This window comes from Endozoicomonas sp. ALC020 (genome assembly GCF_049275935.1).
Classification (GTDB): domain Bacteria; phylum Pseudomonadota; class Gammaproteobacteria; order Pseudomonadales; family Endozoicomonadaceae; genus Endozoicomonas_A.
The window spans coordinates 2,644,546-2,660,982 of sequence record NZ_CP184830.1; the positions used below are offsets into that span (position 1 = coordinate 2,644,546).

At 49.6% G+C, this 16,437-nt stretch carries 15 protein-coding genes; 6 read left to right on the plus strand and 9 right to left on the minus strand.

From position 1 onward, the window contains the following. Window positions 1-65: 65 nt before the first annotated feature. Complete coding sequence (ppk1, locus tag ACOJUO_RS09455; protein ID WP_422139637.1) at window positions 66-2,240, minus strand: polyphosphate kinase 1; 2,175 nt, start codon at window positions 2,238-2,240, stop codon at window positions 66-68. 121 nt (window positions 2,241-2,361) lie between these two features. After that, window positions 2,362-3,360 carry a porphobilinogen synthase gene (gene hemB / locus ACOJUO_RS09460; RefSeq protein WP_422136481.1) on the minus strand — a complete coding sequence of 333 codons (999 nt, stop codon included), beginning with the start codon at window positions 3,358-3,360 and terminating at the stop codon, window positions 2,362-2,364. Between the two features lie 208 nt (window positions 3,361-3,568). Between hemB and ACOJUO_RS09465 the strand changes: the two genes are divergently transcribed. The 4 genes from ACOJUO_RS09465 to ACOJUO_RS09480 all read left to right on the plus strand — a co-directional run bounded on the left by ACOJUO_RS09465 (window position 3,569) and on the right by ACOJUO_RS09480 (window position 7,920). Continuing rightward, window positions 3,569-4,255, plus strand: coding sequence for a TVP38/TMEM64 family protein (locus tag ACOJUO_RS09465; protein WP_422139638.1), 687 nt, complete (start codon window positions 3,569-3,571; stop codon window positions 4,253-4,255). A gap of 2 nt (window positions 4,256-4,257) precedes the next feature. Beyond that, the gene (locus ACOJUO_RS09470; RefSeq protein ID WP_422136483.1) at window positions 4,258-5,736 is read left to right on the plus strand and encodes a dihydrolipoyl dehydrogenase family protein; all 1,479 of its coding nucleotides are present in this window, start codon (window positions 4,258-4,260) and stop codon (window positions 5,734-5,736) included. 238 nt (window positions 5,737-5,974) lie between these two features. Beyond that, window positions 5,975-7,561, plus strand: a complete 1,587-nt coding sequence (locus ACOJUO_RS09475) for a hypothetical protein (protein ID WP_422139639.1) — start codon at window positions 5,975-5,977, stop codon at window positions 7,559-7,561. 8 nt (window positions 7,562-7,569) lie between these two features. Further along, window positions 7,570-7,920, plus strand: coding sequence for a hypothetical protein (locus tag ACOJUO_RS09480; RefSeq protein WP_422139640.1), 351 nt, complete (start codon window positions 7,570-7,572; stop codon window positions 7,918-7,920). Window positions 7,921-7,928: 8 nt separating this feature from the next. Here the strand turns inward: ACOJUO_RS09480 and ACOJUO_RS09485 are convergent, their stop codons facing one another. The 4 genes from ACOJUO_RS09485 to ACOJUO_RS09500 all read right to left on the minus strand — a co-directional run bounded on the left by ACOJUO_RS09485 (window position 7,929) and on the right by ACOJUO_RS09500 (window position 13,310). Then, entirely contained in the window at window positions 7,929-8,504 is a 576-nt protein-coding gene (locus ACOJUO_RS09485) for a hypothetical protein (protein ID WP_422139641.1), read from the minus strand. 249 nt (window positions 8,505-8,753) lie between these two features. Next, on the minus strand, window positions 8,754-10,136 hold the full coding sequence (locus ACOJUO_RS09490; protein ID WP_422136487.1) for a sigma-54-dependent transcriptional regulator: 1,383 nt from the start codon (window positions 10,134-10,136) through the stop codon (window positions 8,754-8,756). After that, window positions 10,133-13,144 (minus strand): ATP-binding protein, encoded by a 3,012-nt coding sequence (locus ACOJUO_RS09495; RefSeq protein WP_422139642.1) that lies wholly within the window; start codon window positions 13,142-13,144, stop codon window positions 10,133-10,135. Before ACOJUO_RS09495 ends, ACOJUO_RS09490 begins: the two co-directional genes overlap by 4 nt. Continuing rightward, entirely contained in the window at window positions 13,134-13,310 is a 177-nt protein-coding gene (locus ACOJUO_RS09500) for a hypothetical protein (RefSeq protein WP_317143910.1), read from the minus strand. The genes ACOJUO_RS09495 and ACOJUO_RS09500 overlap by 11 nt, the downstream gene beginning before the upstream one ends. Before the next feature lie 139 nt (window positions 13,311-13,449). On the opposite strand from ACOJUO_RS09500, the gene ACOJUO_RS09505 reads away from it, so the two are divergent. Both ACOJUO_RS09505 and ACOJUO_RS09510 read left to right on the plus strand, forming a co-directional pair. Beyond that, window positions 13,450-13,692 (plus strand): type II toxin-antitoxin system ParD family antitoxin, encoded by a 243-nt coding sequence (locus ACOJUO_RS09505; protein WP_422136489.1) that lies wholly within the window; start codon window positions 13,450-13,452, stop codon window positions 13,690-13,692. Continuing rightward, window positions 13,689-14,009: a type II toxin-antitoxin system RelE/ParE family toxin gene (locus tag ACOJUO_RS09510; RefSeq protein WP_422136490.1), complete on the plus strand. Its 321-nt coding sequence runs from the start codon at window positions 13,689-13,691 to the stop codon at window positions 14,007-14,009. Before ACOJUO_RS09505 ends, ACOJUO_RS09510 begins: the two co-directional genes overlap by 4 nt. A gap of 13 nt (window positions 14,010-14,022) precedes the next feature. On the opposite strand, the gene ACOJUO_RS09515 is transcribed toward ACOJUO_RS09510, so the two are convergent. The 3 genes from ACOJUO_RS09515 to dksA form a co-directional block, all read right to left on the minus strand. Continuing rightward, the gene (locus tag ACOJUO_RS09515) at window positions 14,023-14,796 is read right to left on the minus strand and encodes a hypothetical protein (protein ID WP_422136491.1); all 774 of its coding nucleotides are present in this window, start codon (window positions 14,794-14,796) and stop codon (window positions 14,023-14,025) included. A gap of 63 nt (window positions 14,797-14,859) precedes the next feature. Next, window positions 14,860-15,777: a tRNA glutamyl-Q(34) synthetase GluQRS gene (gluQRS, locus tag ACOJUO_RS09520; protein WP_422139643.1), complete on the minus strand. Its 918-nt coding sequence runs from the start codon at window positions 15,775-15,777 to the stop codon at window positions 14,860-14,862. A 134-nt stretch (window positions 15,778-15,911) separates the two neighbouring features. After that, window positions 15,912-16,355, minus strand: coding sequence for an RNA polymerase-binding protein DksA (dksA, locus tag ACOJUO_RS09525; RefSeq protein WP_422136493.1), 444 nt, complete (start codon window positions 16,353-16,355; stop codon window positions 15,912-15,914). Between the last annotated feature and the right edge of the window lie 82 nt (window positions 16,356-16,437).

Below are 16,437 nucleotides of genomic sequence, written 5' to 3' on the forward strand. Positions count from 1 at the left end.
CTGTAATTGTGCGGTCGATGGATTCAGGCAAAAAATCAACTTTGTCCTGAATCCCTCTCTGCAAATCAGTGAGTGTAGTTTGCAAGTGTTTCCAGCAACCTTCTCTGGGCATTCCTGCGACGATGGCCCCGTGATGGCTTGTTCTGCAGATACTGACCATCACTTTGTAGTTGCCAGCTAAGGGTATTATCTGACAGATACAGTTCCAGCTCTTTCTTCACTCGTGCAGCCAGCTTCGGCTCTTCAATGGGAAAGCAGGTCTCAACACGCATATCCAGATTACGAACCATACCATCAGCACTGGAGCAGTAGACTCTGAATTTCCCATCGTTCTCAAAGTAGAAAACCCGGGTGTGTTCAAGAAAACGGCCGACAATAGAGCGCACCTGAATATTTTCTGACAATCCGGCAATACCGGGCCTCAGGCAGCAAATACCCCGAATGATCAGGTGAATCTCGACACCGGCCTGTGAAGCCCGGAAAAGAGCCTTTATCAAATGGCTTTCAGTCAGTGAGTTTACCTTGATGATCACACGAGCCGGTTTACCTTCTCTGGCATTAACGGCTTCCTGATTGATCAGTTCGATCAGGCTTTTCTTGAGTGTGAAGGGCGCATGGAAAAGCTTACGCACGCGCACCGCTTTACCCATCCCCGTCAGCTGTTGAAAGATTTTGCGCACATCGTTGGTGATATCCTTGTCGCAGGTCAGCAAGCTATAGTCGGTATAGAGTCGTGCGTTACCCGCGTGATAGTTTCCGGTACCCAGGTGTGCGTAACGCTGAATCTTTTTTCCTTCCCGACGAACAATCAGAATCAGTTTGGCGTGGGTTTTGTAGGCAACCACTCCATACACGACAACCGCTCCGGCTTCCTGAAGTCTTCTTGCCAGTGCCAGATTTTCTTCTTCGTCAAAACGTGCCCGGATTTCCACGATAACCGTGACTTCTTTACCTTTCCTGGCCGCTTCCACAAGAGCATCGACCATCTCGGAGCGAGCTCCGGTACGATATAACGTCTGACGTATTGCCAGAACATTAGGATCAGTAGCCGCCTGGCGCAGCATATCTACAACCGGAGTGAAGGACTCGAAGGGATGATGCAGCAGAATATCGGACTTGCGAATGGCATCCAGCATATTAACAGACCGTGAGCTTCGGGCTTGCAACGCCTTGGGGTAACTGGGTGTAAAGCTGGGGAAGGTCATGTGCTCAAACTCGGGTGATGCCTCGTTGCATACCGACATCATTCGGATCAGGTTCACCGGACCATTGACCCGGTAGAGCTCATCCTCCGTCAGGCCAAATTCTTTCAGCAGGAAGTCAACCAGTGGCGCTGGGCAGTTATCGACCACTTCAAGGCGCACTGCCTCTCCGTAGCGGCGGGAGAGCAACTCACCCTGCAGGGCCTTGGCCAGATCTTCTACTTCGTCTTCAAGGTCCAGATCACTGTTTCGGGTCAATCGGAACTGGTAACACCCTTTGATGGTCATACCCGGGAACAGGTCCTGCATATGCAAGTGGATGATAGATGACAGAAAGACATAATTTCTACCGCCCTTGTCACAGACGTCATCGGGCAGTTCAACGACCCGAGGTAACGATCTTGGCGCAGGAATAACAGCCATACCCGTTTCACGGCCAAATGCGTCTTTGCCTTCCATTGCCACAATAAAACAGAGCAGTTTGTTGGCCAGTCTCGGGAAGGGGTGAGCCGGATCCAGTCCAATGGGACTGATGATGGGCATGACTTCGTTATAGAAGAAGCGCTTGATCCAGGCTTTCTGTTTGTCGTTCAGCTGATGACGCCGAATAAATCGAATGCCTTGCCTGGCCAGACGAGGCAGCAGTTTGTCGTTCAGGATTTCGTATTGAAGCTGAACATTTTGCTTGGCCTGATGGCTGATCTCTTTCAGCACCGCCTGAGGACCCAGGCCATCCAAACCCACTTGTTCACGGGCAAATTCTACCTGCTGCATCAGGCCGGCAACTCGGATTTCAAAAAACTCATCCATGTTTGAGCTATAAATCAACAGAAACCGCAGACGTTCAATCAGGGGGTGGTCGTCGTTCATCGCCTGCTCAAGCACACGGCGGTTGAACTGTAAATGGCTCAGCTCCCTGTTGATGTAGTAGTCCGGGTTGCTAAGGTCTGTAATACGAGGCGTTGGAGCAACAGGCTCCTGGCTCTCTTTTGTGCTGACTCCGGGTTCAGGGAGTTCCCGGTCTTTTGAATTATCCATGGGACCTCTTACAGCATCGGTAGTGGCAGTATACGAATTCATGTATAAGCCGGACTGACAATGGGCTCTTGTTATAACGTAATTGTACGACGTTTTGATGACTGAGTTGAGTGCTAAGGCGTTATTGCCTGATCAGGCGAGCCGCTTCTCTGGCATAGTAGGTCAGAATGGCATCGGCTCCGGCTCGTTTGAAACAGAGCAGAGACTCCATCATGATGGCATTTCGGTCCAGCCAGCCGTTGGCAATGGCCGCCTGATGCATGGCGTACTCGCCACTGACCTGGTAAACAAAGGTGGGTGCCTTGAATTCATCCTTGGCTCTTCTGACAACATCCAGATAAGGCATACCGGGTTTAACCATAATCATGTCGGCTCCTTCATTGAGGTCAGCTGCGATCTCATGCAGAGCTTCATCAATATTGGCTACATCCATCTGGAAGTTATGCTTGTTGCTTTTGCCCAGATTGCCCGCAGAGCCGACAGCATCGCGAAATGGGCCGTAGTAGCTGGATGCGTATTTGGCAGAGTAGGCGAGAATCCGGGTGTTCAGGTGACCGGTCTCTTCGAGTCGGGTGCGAATGGCAGAAATTCGGCCATCCATCATGTCGGAGGGTGCGACAATATCAGCTCCTGCTTCGGCATGAGACAGAGCTTGTTTAACCAGGACATCAACGGTTGGGTCGTTTACGACATAACCTGATTCATCAATCAGACCGTCCAGTCCATGACTGGTGAATGGGTCCAGGGCCACATCAGTAATAATGCCCAGCTCCGGCAGTTTTTGTTTTAACTCACGAACGGCCCGCTGAACCAGGCCTTCCGGATTCCAGGCTTCGGCGGCATCATCAGACTTTTTCTCAGCCGGTGTGACTGGAAACAGGGCAATGGCCGGAATACCCAGCTCCAGAAGCTCTTCACCTTCACGAATCAGCTCATCGACCGTCATTCGTTCTATGCCCGGCATTGAAGGAATAGCTTCCCGGTGACGAGAGCCTTCAAGAATGAATACCGGGTAGATCAGATCATCCGCAGTGAGGCGGTTTTCTCTCATCAGACGGCGGGAAAAATCGTCAAAACGCATGCGTCTGGGACGGCTTGCCGGGAAGGGTCGCTGGATCATAATTACACTCTGAAGAGGGTGGTTAAAAGTATTTGTTTCGCTCGTCAACCCTGTTCGTTATGAGGGGATAGAGCGAAATGTCCGGTTCATGACGTGTGAAACCTTATGGGTGTAGCTAACGTATAGTCTGACAGGCATTATACGAAAAAGATGCGTTATGCGCTTTCCCGACAGGATGTTGCAACCGTTCCGCAGGAAGATTCCTTGTATGAATAAAAGTAAAATCATTCTACTGGTGGCTGTCATGGCAGCCATTACTGCATTTTTTGCACTGGATGCACAACAATATCTGACTCGTGATTATTTTCAGTCGCTTTACAGCGATAATCCTGCACTTACCATTGCCGTATTCTTTGCCATTTATGTGGCTCTAACGGCGCTTTCGCTTCCGGGCGCTGTTATTCTTACTCTGGTTGGTGGTGCTATTTTCGGGTTTACGACGGGCCTGATAGTGATCTCTTTTGCCAGCACGATAGGGGCCACTCTGGCTTTCCTCATTTCCAGAACGCTGTTGCGGGAATGGGTCCAGGGTAAGTTTGGCCAATATCTGGCAACCATTAACAAGGGTATTGAGAAAGACGGTCTGTTTTATCTTCTGACCTTGAGATTGATTCCTGCAGTTCCTTTCTTTGTGATTAACCTGGTTATGGGGCTGACGCCCATGAAAGCCAGAACGTTTTACTGGGTCAGTCAGCTTGGCATGCTGCCGGGAACGGCTGTGTATGTGAATGCCGGTGCTCAGCTGGGACAGGTTCAGGAATTATCCGTCAGTGGTATTTTAACACCGGGGCTTATTGGTTCCTTTGTATTATTGGGGATTTTCCCATGGCTGGCACGTAAAGCTATCAGCCTGATCAAAAAGCCTTCAATCAGTGAAGAAAATAAGGAGGAGTAAGCATGTTGGGTCATTCCGGTGTTTACAAGGGCTTCAGAAAACCCCGCAGGTTCGATAATAACCTGACTGTGATAGGAGCGGGTTCTGCCGGACTGGTAAGCAGCTACATTGCAGCGGCCGTGAAAGCCAGAGTCACTTTGATTGAAAAGCATAGAATGGGTGGCGATTGTCTTAATACCGGCTGTGTTCCCAGCAAGGCTTTGATTCGATCTGCCAAGATGGCCCATTACATGAAGCGAGCCGACGAATTTGGCCTGGAGAATGTGCAGGCTGATGTCAATTTCACCGCTGTAATGGAACGAGTGCAATCGGTCATTAAGCAGGTTGAGCCCCATGATTCGGTCGAACGTTATACCGGTCTGGGCGTAAACTGCGTTACGGGTGAAGCCAGGCTGGTCAGTCCCTGGGAAATTGAGGTGGACGGTCAGCGGATTTCCAGCCGAAATATTATTATCGCCAGTGGCGGCAGACCCTTTGTGCCGCCTTTGCCCGGTGTTGATCAGATTACCCATTACACATCAGATACTCTCTGGGATATTCGTGAAAAACCACAAAAGCTGCTGGTCGTCGGCGGCGGACCGATCGGTTGTGAATTGACTCAGGCTTTTACCCGACTGGGTGTCAATGTGACTCTGCTCGATCATGGTCCCCGCCTGCTGCACCGGGAAGATCCGGATGTTTCTTTGGAGGTGATGTCCCAGTTTCGCAAAGACGGGGTTGATCTTAAGCTGAAGCACGAAACCCGATCCTTTCACAAAGACGGTGATAAACAATGGCTGGTAGCTGAGCATGAAGGCCAAACCGTTGACATTGATTTCGATGCTGTCCTGTTTGCCACAGGTCGCAAAGCCAACACCGGCAGCCTGGGGCTGGAAGCGCTCGGGCTAGAAACCACAGAGCGTGGAACCATTGCTGTGAACGAATATTTGCAGACACGATTCCCGAATATCTACGCCTGCGGTGATGTGGCGGGACCTTATCAATTCACACATGCAGCAGCGCACCAGGCCTGGTATGCCTCTGTGAACGCACTCTTCGGACGCTTCAGGAAGTTCAAAGTGGATTACTCGGTCATGCCCTGGTGTACGTTTACTGATCCGGAAGTGGCCAGAGTAGGCCTTAATGAAACGGAAGCCAAAGAACAGGGAGTTCCCTACGAAATCACCCGCTACGGTATTGATGATCTGGACAGGGCTATTGCCGATGAGGAAGCCAGAGGGTTTATCAAGGTTCTTACCAGGCCGGGCAGTGACAAGATTCTGGGGTGCACTATCGTGGGTTACCATGCCGGTGAACTGATCACCGAATACATAACCGCCATGAAACACGGTCTGGGAATGAACAAGATTCTTGGCACTATTCACATTTACCCTACGCTCAGCGAATCCAACAAGTTTGCTGCAGGTGAGTGGAAACGGGCCCATGCGCCGGAAGGTTTGTTGAAGTGGGTCAAGAAGTATCATGACTGGATGAGACGCTGACTCAGATCCTGGCTGCTAGCAGCCTGTCGGATTTAAGACTGTCCTACTGCGGTTGCGATAAATTGGTCTAAAAATTCCTGCTCCCTCGTCAAATAGCTCGCTATTCTCCTCGGAATCAGAAATTTTTATCCTCAATTTCTCGCAATCCTCGCTACGGACGCTCAATTCCGACAGGCTGCTAGATTAAAAATAAAGGGTCTCTTCTCCGAGGCCTGTTTACAAAATGATCAGGAACCCGATGTCTCAATCCAGCATTTCACAGGCAGGGATATCCCCAACCCTCCCCAAAACTTCAGGAACGGACTCAGCGCCTCTCATCCGGCAAGAAGCTGAAAATCCTGCTCGTCTTAGTCGTGACTCTATCATCGGGGTTGATCTGAGTGTCAGTCTGAATAATGGCAGCCTTGAGCCTTCCGGACTGTCTGGCAAAAGCCTGTCAGAATTCGATATTCAGGCGGCTTCGCCCGATGATGTGAAGAAGAAATTGCCTTCAGGACCTTCCCGCGAAGAGCAACTTTTATCCAAAGTCAGTAATGTTCGGGAAAAAATTTCTTGGGAAGGCTCGAAAGCAAGACCCAAAGTCGACAGAAGCAGCAAAGATGCCCTGACAGCGGCTCTGAAAGAGGCCAATGAATCATTGAAAGAAGCCAGGAAACTTAAGTCCGAGGCTCACAGTCTGGCCAGACAGGGAGTACTGGAGGAGAACTTGCTGGAATTAGGACTGGGCGGTAAGAGAATGACCGGGGCTGAAAGTGAGGCATTTTACGCAGCCCGGGAGTCTGACCAGTTGGTGAGTACACGAAAGCACGAAGTGAAGGATCTGGAGCGGGCACAGAAGGATCTGAAAGCAGAGCAAAAGAAGGCTGCAAAGGCTGGTAAGAAAGCGCGTCAGGCGCTTGAAAGATTGCAAAAAGAGTTACTATCCCTGGGGAAGTCGGTACCTAAAATTCGCAGTAAGGTGATAGCAGCCAAAGATCAGTCCAGCAAAAGATTGGGAGAAGCGCTCAAGTCTTTGCAAAGGGCTCAGAAGAAAGCGAACGCTCTGACGGTCCATGGCGAGAAGTTACTGGCCAAAGCCGATGAAAAGCAGGTTAAGCATGGCATTGATGCAGAGGCCGTAAAAACCTTGATCAAGCAACACATTTCGGACGCCAGGGCTGAAGCAAAACAGTTGCAGCTCGAAGTGGCCTTGTTAAAAGAAAAAGTGAAGTCAGCGCGAGAATCCGAAAAAGCAAAGAAGCAAGAGCAAAGAGAAATCGATAGAAGTCTCAGGCAACAGAAGAAAGCAGAAAAACAGGCTTCCCGGAAGAAAACCGGACCGCCTGAGAAAACGCAAAGTCGAGAAGAGCCGCTAAAGAAACATGAAGCATCAAAAGTTGCAGAGCCAATAATTGGAGAGCAGAAGCAAACGGTTACCAGAATACTGTCCGACAAGGTCAGTTTCAAGTCGTCAGAACAACCTCCTTTGAAGCCTTCCGGAACCGAGATGAGAGCTTTTCTCAAAGGTATAACGCCTCACAAAGCAATGAGTATCCAGGCATTGGAGAAGTCCATGGATAACCTGCGCAACCCCAGTGATTATCGACAGGTGTTGGCCGATATTTTGGCTTCAGGACTGGTTTTTGGTGAAAAAGTCAGGCTCAGGTCCAATCTCAGCGCTTGCCTGTTGGGAGCCATGAAAGATCCCGAAAAATTCAAGCTCTTTAATAGGGAGTTTATTGAACATATTATGTTTGGCGATAGTATGGATGAAATCCAGCAGCAATATCCTGTGTCAATGAAAAAAGACCTGGAAAGAATTGATAAAGAAGCAGCGAGGAAATAACAGCATTCATGGAATCTGAACATCTTCAGCAGCTCCAGCAGCGGGTAAGTGATGCAGAAGCCTTTGAAACTTCTATTTTGAGAAATCTTGAAGAAACCCGGCACCGGGTTGGAGAGTGCTCCGAAAAACTGACCCGGCTTAATGGGCAGATGGCGTTGCTGGAGGCCAGTCATGAAGCCGATGAAGAACTGGCGAAGAAAATGGATGTGCTCAAATCCCAGCGGGATGACGCCGAGGCAGCCTATCGTGAACAGACTGCCCAGGAGTCAAGATTAAAGAAAATGGGCCTGGACGCCATCAGCCATCTCAAGGTGGCCAGAAATGAGCTGAAAATTGCCCAGCTCAAGTACGGCTCATGAAGACACCCTTACAGCTCTGCAGGTGGCTTTTTGTCAGGTTGATCGGGGTGAGCATGTTGAAGGTCGTCCTGAAACCGTACATTAGTTATGTTAACAGCGGCGTCACTGCAGTCCCAGGTCCACGCTATGCTATCATTGAGCTGCACTCTTGCTTCCATAGCCTTCCCCTTGGTAAACCTGAACTCTCTGATTACCCAACCCGGCTTGTTGCCGGTGTCTGACGCGATTATGAGGTCTTCAGAGCGTACCAGATAGGTAGGATCTTGCATGTCATCAAATGTTACTTTTACAAGGTGAGATTTATTGAGGCTGATACCCACATCCTTGATACTGCCCGGATGATTAAAAATGGCTTGTGCTGGATTTTTGGTTTCTGCCTGACTGTCGGGATTAACTCGCATTACGCATTTGCCGAGATCAACGTTTCCATTCAAGCCGATGCCCTCATTATAAACAGCTTCGACCTGTTTCGTTGCATTGTCTGCAAACTCCGCATGGCTGAGAGGAGTGAAGCCGATGAACAGGCCTGACAAAGCAACAAGGGAAGCCCTGCGACATAAGCCGTCTGGTTGTAGCAGATTCATAATAGATATTCTCAATGAAAATGAAAATGAAAATAGAGATGCTGAAGTGTTGCGAAAGCAACAGGAAAATTATAGGCAGTGTTCAGGTATCTTCCCATTGATTTGATAGCTCGATCCATTATGAAAGAGCCGTTATTTAGTTTTAAAAATAATTTATCCTTAATTCCTTAAGAAGCCCCCATCGAACTGGGGGTCTTGATGAGCAATCAGAAAGATGACCTGATCAGATTGATTAATCTTCAGACAGTTTCAGGCTGTGGTTTTTTTCCTGGGAATCCCCAGTCGTTGTCGTCTCTCCCAAAGTGTTTTACGACTAATGCCGAGTTTCTGAGCCAGCTCGGTTTCGGTCATTTGATTCTGGTGTTCAAGCACGAAGCGTTGGAAGTAATCTTCCAGTGACAAACCATCCTGAGTCTCAACCACGTTGTTATTGTCAGTATTGCCGATGTCAGTCCTGAAGAAAGTCGATTTGACGTGAACATCCAGATCCAGAGTTTCAGGCGTAATGATGTCATCGTCACAGAGAATGACAGCCCGCTCAATGGCATGTTCCAGCTCTCGCACATTCCCCGGCCACTGATGTTGACAGATAGCTGCCATGGCTTCAGGAGAGTAAGAATACACTTCCAGCTCCATCTTGCTGCAGACTTTTTCCAGCAGCTTCTCTGCAAGCATCAGGACATCGTTGCCTCGCTCACGCAGAGCCGGAATTCTCAGTTCTACCACTTTCAATCGATAATAGAGATCTTCACGGAAGTCACCACTTGCAGAGAGCTGGCGCAGATTTCTGTGGGTAGCAGCAATCAGTCGTACATCGACTTTCTGGGATTGCACGGAGCCCACTCTTCTGATTTCTCCTTCTTGCAGAACCCGAAGCAATCGAGCCTGGGCCTCCAGGGGAAGTTCACCGATTTCATCAAGGAAAAGGGTGCCGGTATTGGCTGCTTCAATCAGGCCCGTCCGGGCAGCAGTGGCTCCGGTAAAGGAACCCTTCTCGTGACCAAATAGTTCTGATTCAATGAGGGTCTCCGGAATGGCCGCACAATTAACCGAGATCATTGGGCCATTGGCACGGCGGCTGTTCTCATGGAGGGCTCTGGCGACCAGTTCTTTACCCGTACCTGACTCACCCTGAATCAGAACAGTGGCATCGGTCGGGGCAACTTTTCGGATGCGTTTGAAGAGCAGCTTCATGGCGTCACAATGCCCCAGAATACCGCTGTATCCTGTATGTGTGTCACTAAGCACGTCTTCAGTTGATCTGTCAGGTAAAGCCGGTTTGTTTGCCATAATAGCGGCAACACGTTCCAGCATTTCAGAGTGATCAAAGGGTTTGGCAATATAGTCAACAGCGCCCATTTTCATGGTGTTCACGGCTGAGTTCAAGCTGGCATAACTGGTCATAATCAGGACCGGTACGTCCTCAGCAAGGTTGATCATCTCGGTACCGGGTGAGTCAGGCAGGCGCAAATCACTGATGATCAGGTCAAAGTCTTTTAATCTGTAGGACAACTCAGCTTCGTGGACAGAACCCGCTTCGCTGACGCTGTAGTCGTTTCTTTCCAACAATCTTCTCAGGGAGGCACGAATAATCTCTTCGTCCTCAACAATGAGAATATTACCCGGGTTCATACGGTTTCCCCCTCCTGCTCCCATGAATCATGGGGCCGATAAGTCATATAACCATGCTGCTGCCTGATGCTCTGCGGCTCATGACGCGGCAGGGAAATTTCAAAACGTGTACCTTTATCCAGATTTTTATCGGTTGGGCTGATGACTCTGATGGTACCAAAGTGCTCTTCAATGATATTCCAGGTCAGTGCCAGACCGAGGCCGGTACCTTTACCCGTCTCTTTGGTGGTGAAGAAGGGTTCAAACAGACGCTCCTGAATGCTGGCAGGAATGCCATGACCCTGGTCTTCGACGTCGACTTTGATGGTATGGTCAGAGGCCGATGTTCTTATAGTGATTGTGCTGTTCTCATCGGAAGCATCCACAGCATTATTCAGCAGGTTGATGAAAACCTGTTGCAGTTTTTGTGGGTCACCCGCCACCCTGTGATCTGGATCACATAAGTTAAGAAAGCTGATATTGCTGCTCTTTCGTCCAAGTTGCAACAGGCTGATAGACTCCTGAACGCTGGTAAAAAGATCGACGGGTTCATGAGTGCTCGTTTCTGATCGATTCTTACCGTTATGGGAGTAGCTCATGAGCATTTGCACAATTCTGGAAACTCTTTTGGTTTGTTCCAGTACCTGACCCGCCACTTGCCGGGTATCGTCTTCTTCTGAAAGGGCTTTCAGCTCTTGGGCCAGACAATCAATAGCCGTGACCGGGTTGCCAATCTCGTGGGCAACACCGGCCGCCAGCTGTCCAATGGAAGCCAGTCGTTCACTATGAAACAGTTGATCTTCCAGCATCTGGTTTTCAGTATGATCTTCCAGCAGCATCACTTTGTTGCCACTGACACCGGATAATGGTGCTTCAAGGTTAGCCTTATGAAGATTGAAATAACGCAACTGCCCATTAATTTCTACACCATGTTTAGGAAGGTGGTGACTGTCTATCCGGGCAAAGTTGCCGAGAATCTTATTCCAGGGCTCTGGAATCTGGTTCATAGGGCTGCCCAGGACATCCGAGGCGGGAATATCGGTCATATGACTCATAGCCTGGTTCCAGAGCATAATCTCTCCTGCCGCATCCACGGAGCAAAGAGCCATGGGAAGATTATTCAGAGTGTCCCGATGATATCGCCTCAGATCGTCAAGCTCTCCGGCCAGTCCGCTCAATCGGCTGTGATAGGCCTCCAGTCGGGATTCCATGAAATGAATGTCCCGGGTAACGTAACCCTTGTTTTCATCCCAGGGCAAGAAAGTGTCAACGATATCGTGGGCCACAGTCGGTCCCATCAGGCCCGAAAGGTTTTTCTCGATCCGCTCCCTTAGCCGACGAAGCGCATGGGGGCGATTTTCCTCTTCGCTCATGTTGAGATCGCTGAGTGCTCTGGATACTTCCTTTTGGGCTACCAGTTCCCCCAGAGGTTTGCTCAGCATTTCATGGAAATCATGGGCGGACTTGGCTTCAGGTACTTTCTGCTCGTTTCGGCTATCGCTTTCCACCAGACAGGCACTGGCGGCTGAACGCTCTTCGGGGGACATACGGGTAAACTTCGAGACCAGATAGATAAGTACTGCATTGACCGACAAGGCAGTCATACCCAACAGATGCCACTGTTGGTAAAGATAGGTCGAAACTTCATTCATGGTCGAACTGAAGAGGCTGAAATCGACCATCTGGGGCAACATCATAGTGAAGAACCAGAAGGTGGTACCGCCGATCAGGCCGACAATAAATCCTTTATGATTGGCTTTGGGCCAATAGAGTACGCAGAGCGCTCCCGGCAGAAGTTGCAGGGCGCCTACGTAGGCAATAACCCCCAGATTATAGAGTGCGCGCTCGGCTTCGAGCATGCGATAGAAGCCGTAGGAACTGACAATCAGTGCCACAATAATGCATCGCTTGAACCAGATCAGCCAGCGATAGATGTTCACCTCAATCTGAAGGCGAGGCGGGTGATAGGGTAACACTATATGGTTCATGATCATTGAAGACAGGGCCAGTATTGTGACAATCGTCAAGCCACTGGCAGCCGCCAGCCCTCCTATGTAGGCGACAATGGTTAGCCATGGCATATCCAGAGCCTGACCAATGAACAGCGTGAAGTAGTCAGCCGCTACCGGGCTGTCCAGCTTGATACCGGCCCAGAGAATCAGCAGTGTGGGCAGACTCAGTATCAGCAGAAAAAGGGGAAGTGCCCAACTGGCAATATGAAGAGAACGCTGGCTACGATTCTCGGCAAAAGTCATATGGAACATATGTGGCATGACAATCGCTGAAGCAAAAAACATCAGCAGCATGCTGCGCCAGGGACCGTCCTCAAGCGGTGTTTGCATTTCTATCAGTGAATCCTGATGGACAGCAAGCCAGACTTCCACGCCATCAAGACCATGAAAAACTTCAAACAAAATTACCAGGCCCAGGGTTGCCATAACCACCAGTTTGACCACTGACTCAACCGCTATTGCCATGACCAGACCCTGATGTCTGTCACGGGTTGAGGGATTACGAGTCCCGAACAGAGCCGCAAACAGGGCTACCATGACACAGAAAACGATGGCCAGTCGTTCCGGAGAGTACTCCTTGCTGATCAGGTGAATACTGTCGGATACCGCCTGAATTTGCAGTGATAGCAGAGGCATGGTTGCGGTCAGCATCAATACAGTGGCCAGGGTTCCGGCGACAGGGCTACGGAACCGGAACGCAAAAAGGTCTGCCAGTGAGCTGAGCTGGTAAGTTCGGGTAATCTTAAGAATCGGATGGAGCAAAACCGGAGACAGCAGGAAAGCACCACTCACACCCAGATAGAAAGCAAGAAAAACATAACCATGCTCATTCGCGAAACCCAGACTGCCGAAGTAGGCCCAGCTGGAGGCGTAGACACCCAGAGACAGCACATAGACAGCAGGGTGGCGGGTGATTTTCCTGGGAATCAGACCTTTCTCGGTCGCCCAGGCACAAAAGAACAAGGCCAGCAAATAGGCGACACTGACCAGCAGGAGTTCTTCGAGCTCAAAACTCATCGGACTTCCCTCTCGGCTGGAGCAGGAAGCCTGCCAGAATCACGAAAAACCAGAGAATCCAGGGTTGGTACCAGCTATCGCCAGTCGTAATCCACCATCCCATGATGGCGGGAGAGAAAAGGTAGATACTGATAACCAGAAGCAGAACCAGACGATAGATGTACATGAAACTTCAGTACGAGCTTTAAATCGGACTGTCCATGTTAACCAGTGTTGAGATAAACCGCAAAAGAGGGTGAATTTATCTCGGGAGGTGCTGAAGTTTGTATTAATATGTAACGACAAACTAATACAGGAGCTTGTTAATGGGCAGAAATACATCTGTGACACTTGGGCATCACTTTGAGCAGTTTGTGGCTGCAAAAATCAAGGAAGGCCGTTATCAGTCGGTCAGTGAAGTGGTCAGGGCAGGATTGCGGAAGTTAGAAGAGGATGAAGTAAAACTTGAGGCTCTCAGAAAAGAGTTGGAAGAGGGAGAAAATAGCCAGGTTGCAGAAGACTTCAGTACGGATGGTTTATTGGCTGAACTGCACAGGAAACATTTGTGAGTAGTAAATATAAAATTCGTAAAAAAGCTCTGATGGATCTTGAGAAAATCTGGCTTTATACATTCAATCATTGGGGTGTGGAACAAGCCGACGACTACGTACGCTTGATAACGGATAAATTTGAATGGTTGGCTGAAAATCCCAAGGCGGGTCAACCAAGGCATGAGATCAAATCAGGATATCTAAGCGCTCTAGCGGGATCTCATCTTATTTTTTATAAATTGACCCGTCATCAGCCAGACATTGTAAGTGTCATACATCAAAAAGCAGACATTTCAAGTAGAGTTGGAAGCCCGAAAGAAAAGTTTCTACCCTGAGGAAATGTCCACATCAAACACCCGGTGGATCGTAGGTCACCCAGTAAACCATATTGCCCGGGCAGTCGTCGCCCAGTACGTCGCTCATTAGTTCGTTGGCTTTCAGGTCAGCCATTTTCCTGATCCAGTCAGTGTCGTCCAGTTTTTCTTCCAGAAACCAGCTGGGCAGGGCGTTGATGTGCTTATCGTAATAAGCCAGAGGGAATTTGAGGTCTCTTGGCAGGCGAGAGCGTTTGATACTCAACGCGGCATCGCAACGAACCACCAGACTCTCTGCCACCTGTCTTCTTTTGCTGAGGTAGTTTCCTGCTTCTCTGCGATACTTATCTTCGTAAGGGCCCATCAGCTCTTCATAGCGGTCCTCCAGGCAGTGATCGTAAGCCCGGCTGACATCGTCGTTCTGGTAGCCCATAATCTTGCAGGCTTCTTTCACCCGTTCACGAAACTCACGGCTGATCTGCAAATACCAGGGAGCGTGAGGACCAAGGATGTTCTGTGCTTCCTGGTTAGCAACGAAAAACAGGTTTTCATCCGGGGTAAAGCAGAGTGCAGCATCCTGTGCGGTGACCACCTCAATTTTCGAAAGATCCGGCTCTTTGCCAACAGCCTTTTCGCGTTCAAAACGAGCTTTTTGACAGAACTCAGAGTCGGTAACATCGAATGTAGCTCCCGGGACGGGCTCGATTTCCTGAGAGGTAAACGCCAGAGAATGGGGGATAACAAGCAATGTGGCAGCAGGCAGCCAACGACGTACAATTTTTTTAATAACGGTGTTGATGACGGACATATCCACTCCTTAGACACATCTTTCTCGACAAGGTTAATAGTCTATGTATACCACTCCCGATCTTCAGGATAAAGTCGCCAGTGGCACAATAGGCTGTTTTGCGACCTTTTCTATCTGCCAGTGCGCTATACCCCACTGCAGAATCTCGGAAACACTGCTGCCATCCAGTTCGGCATCCGGATTTTGTCCCAATGCCCTCAGCGCTTTAATTAACTGTTGTTCAGGTCGATCAAGAGGAATCCCGGGAGCATGGTTCTGCTTGCTGAGCTTGTCGCCGTTTGCAAGGGTGATAACAGGAACGTGAGCATAAACAGGCGCAGCAGTGTTAAGCAGAGACAACAGATGGATCTGCCAGGGCGTGGCATTGAGAAGATCATGACCCCTGACGATGTGTGTGATTCCCTGGTAAGCGTCGTCTGCACAGACGGCCAGTTGATAGGCAAAGAGACCATCCTTGCGTTGAATGATAAAGTCACCCAGATCTGGCAGCGCATATTCGATCGTTCCCTGAATCTGATCCTGAAACGCAATGATTGTGTCAGGGCATCTGACCCTCAGGGAGTGTGGGGATTTTGTGTTGACTGTTTTGTCTCGACAGATACCCGGATAGACGCCTCCTGTTCCATGAAGATCTTTGCGTGTACAGGTGCAGGGGTATACGAAACCTCTGACCTTCAGGTCACTGATGATGTCCTGGTACGCCTCGTAACGCTCGCTTTGGTAGAGCACCTGGTCATCCCAGAGCAAGCCATAGACTTCCAGCGACTTCAGAATCTGATGGGCTGCGCCAGGTTGTTCTCTGGGAGGATCAATATCTTCCATGCGGACCCGCCAGATTCCGTTTTGCGAGCGGGCATCAAGAAAACTGGCCAGCGCGGCGACCAGTGAGCCAAAGTGTAGTGGACCGGAAGGAGAAGGTGCGAAGCGGCCAATGTAGTTTGACTTTTCTTGACTGAGAGCAGGTTTTTTTGCTGTCGGCATGTTCAGGCTCATCAGACCATAAGCAGATGAAAGGGAGTATTGTCGATGCTTCGGCAATACAGTTTGATAAACGCAAAAACAGCAAAGCCGCGATATGATTCGCGGCTTTGTGTGAAGTCAGCAATGACCGGGTATTATTGACCCAGCTGCTTCTCCTTGATTTCAGCCAGGGTTTTGCAATCGATGCAAAGAGTGGCTGTAGGTCGAGCTTCCAGACGGCGCACACCAATCTCGACACCGCAAGAGTCGCAGAAACCGTAATCTTCTTCCTCAATACGAGTCAGAGTTTTATCGATTTTTCTGATCAGTTTGCGCTCGCGATCCCGGGTGCGTAGCTCCAGGCTGAACTCTTCTTCCTGACTGGCACGGTCAGCCGGGTCAGGGAAGTTAGCTGCTTCATCCTGCATATGGTTTACGGTGCGATCCACTTCTTCCATCAACTCCTGCTTCCATTGCCTTAGGATGTTGGTGAAATGTTCGACCTGCTTTTCATTCATGTATTCTTCGCCTTCTTTCTCCACATACGGAGTGAAAGAGCGAAGCAAATTACCTTGATCGGCTTTTTTCTGTGCTGACATGATTACAGCCTCATCACCTTCTCATTAAGTAGCTCGACATACTTCTTGCCAAGCTTTCCATCCGAACGCCGGATAAGACCGG

Excerpts from the sequence above, each read along its gene's own strand:
- ppk1 (WP_422139637.1), bottom strand. The coding sequence starts at position 2,240 with ATGGATAATTCAAAAGACCGGGAACTCCCTGAACCCGGAGTCAGCACA.
- hemB (WP_422136481.1), bottom strand. The coding sequence starts at position 3,360 with ATGATCCAGCGACCCTTCCCGGCAAGCCGTCCCAGACGCATGCGTTTT.
- ACOJUO_RS09465 (WP_422139638.1), top strand. The coding sequence starts at position 3,569 with ATGAATAAAAGTAAAATCATTCTACTGGTGGCTGTCATGGCAGCCATT.
- ACOJUO_RS09470 (WP_422136483.1), top strand. The coding sequence starts at position 4,258 with ATGTTGGGTCATTCCGGTGTTTACAAGGGCTTCAGAAAACCCCGCAGG.
- ACOJUO_RS09475 (WP_422139639.1), top strand. The coding sequence starts at position 5,975 with ATGTCTCAATCCAGCATTTCACAGGCAGGGATATCCCCAACCCTCCCC.
- ACOJUO_RS09480 (WP_422139640.1), top strand. The coding sequence starts at position 7,570 with ATGGAATCTGAACATCTTCAGCAGCTCCAGCAGCGGGTAAGTGATGCA.
- ACOJUO_RS09485 (WP_422139641.1), bottom strand. The coding sequence starts at position 8,504 with ATGAATCTGCTACAACCAGACGGCTTATGTCGCAGGGCTTCCCTTGTT.
- ACOJUO_RS09490 (WP_422136487.1), bottom strand. The coding sequence starts at position 10,136 with ATGAACCCGGGTAATATTCTCATTGTTGAGGACGAAGAGATTATTCGT.
- ACOJUO_RS09495 (WP_422139642.1), bottom strand. The coding sequence starts at position 13,144 with ATGAGTTTTGAGCTCGAAGAACTCCTGCTGGTCAGTGTCGCCTATTTG.
- ACOJUO_RS09500 (WP_317143910.1), bottom strand. The coding sequence starts at position 13,310 with ATGTACATCTATCGTCTGGTTCTGCTTCTGGTTATCAGTATCTACCTT.
- ACOJUO_RS09505 (WP_422136489.1), top strand. The coding sequence starts at position 13,450 with ATGGGCAGAAATACATCTGTGACACTTGGGCATCACTTTGAGCAGTTT.
- ACOJUO_RS09515 (WP_422136491.1), bottom strand. The coding sequence starts at position 14,796 with ATGTCCGTCATCAACACCGTTATTAAAAAAATTGTACGTCGTTGGCTG.
- gluQRS (WP_422139643.1), bottom strand. The coding sequence starts at position 15,777 with ATGCCGACAGCAAAAAAACCTGCTCTCAGTCAAGAAAAGTCAAACTAC.
- dksA (WP_422136493.1), bottom strand. The coding sequence starts at position 16,355 with ATGTCAGCACAGAAAAAAGCCGATCAAGGTAATTTGCTTCGCTCTTTC.